The 1,728-nt window shown below is 48.0% G+C and carries 1 rRNA gene; it reads left to right on the plus strand.

Features of this window, described 5'->3' with window-relative positions:
• The first annotated feature begins 7 nt into the window (after window positions 1-7).
• Window positions 8-1,521, plus strand: a 16S ribosomal RNA gene (locus tag IWX84_RS15285).
• The last annotated feature ends 207 nt before the right edge of the window (window positions 1,522-1,728 follow it).

A 1,728-nucleotide genomic window follows, 5' to 3' on the forward strand; every position in this document is an offset into this window, starting at 1 on the left:
ACAATATACGATGAAGAGTTTGATCCTGGCTCAGGATGAACGCTAGCGGCAGGCTTAACACATGCAAGTCGAGGGGTATAGTTCTTCGGAATTAGAGACCGGCGCACGGGTGCGTAACGCGTATGCAATCTACCTTTCACAAAGGGATAGCCCAGAGAAATTTGGATTAATACCTTATAGTAATACGACTTGGCATCAAGATGTATTTAAAGATTTATCGGTGAAAGATGAGCATGCGTCCCATTAGCTAGTTGGTATGGTAACGGCATACCAAGGCAACGATGGGTAGGGGTCCTGAGAGGGAGATCCCCCACACTGGTACTGAGACACGGACCAGACTCCTACGGGAGGCAGCAGTGAGGAATATTGGACAATGGGCGCAAGCCTGATCCAGCCATGCCGCGTGCAGGATGACGGTCCTATGGATTGTAAACTGCTTTTGTACAGGAAGAAACCCTTTCACGTGTGGAAGATTGACGGTACTGTAAGAATAAGGATCGGCTAACTCCGTGCCAGCAGCCGCGGTAATACGGAGGATCCAAGCGTTATCCGGAATCATTGGGTTTAAAGGGTCCGTAGGCGGTCTAGTAAGTCAGTGGTGAAAGCCCATCGCTCAACGGTGGAACGGCCATTGATACTGCTAGACTTGAATTATTAGGAAGTAACTAGAATATGTAGTGTAGCGGTGAAATGCTTAGAGATTACATGGAATACCAATTGCGAAGGCAGGTTACTACTAATGGATTGACGCTGATGGACGAAAGCGTGGGTAGCGAACAGGATTAGATACCCTGGTAGTCCACGCCGTAAACGATGGATACTAGCTGTTGGGAGCAATCTCAGTGGCTAAGCGAAAGTGATAAGTATCCCACCTGGGGAGTACGTTCGCAAGAATGAAACTCAAAGGAATTGACGGGGGCCCGCACAAGCGGTGGAGCATGTGGTTTAATTCGATGATACGCGAGGAACCTTACCAAGGCTTAAATGTAGATTGACCGGTTTGGAAACAGACTTTTCGCAAGACAATTTACAAGGTGCTGCATGGTTGTCGTCAGCTCGTGCCGTGAGGTGTCAGGTTAAGTCCTATAACGAGCGCAACCCCTGTCGTTAGTTGCCAGCGAGTCATGTCGGGAACTCTAACGAGACTGCCAGTGCAAACTGAGAGGAAGGTGGGGATGACGTCAAATCATCACGGCCCTTACGCCTTGGGCTACACACGTGCTACAATGGCCGGTACAGAGAGCAGCCACTGGGCGACCAGGAGCGAATCTACAAAACCGGTCACAGTTCGGATCGGAGTCTGCAACTCGACTCCGTGAAGCTGGAATCGCTAGTAATCGGATATCAGCCATGATCCGGTGAATACGTTCCCGGGCCTTGTACACACCGCCCGTCAAGCCATGGAAGCTGGGGGTGCCTGAAGTCGGTGACCGCAAGGAGCTGCCTAGGGTAAAACTGGTAACTAGGGCTAAGTCGTAACAAGGTAGCCGTACCGGAAGGTGCGGCTGGAACACCTCCTTTCTAGAGCCTTAGTGTTAGTAGTAATACACGCTAGGGAAAGAAGACGAAAAGTCGAAGTGGAAACAAATAAAGACATTATATTACTCTTGCTGTTAGTTCAAATAATACAATTTAAGTTAAAGATAACGATTTAGGATTTAAGATTTAAGATTTGGGATTTAAGATGTGAAAACATCAAAAATCAGGAATCAACAATCAAAAATCAGA

It is taken from the genome of Flavobacterium sp. CG_9.10 (genome assembly GCF_015752245.1).
GTDB lineage: Bacteria > Bacteroidota > Bacteroidia > Flavobacteriales > Flavobacteriaceae > Flavobacterium.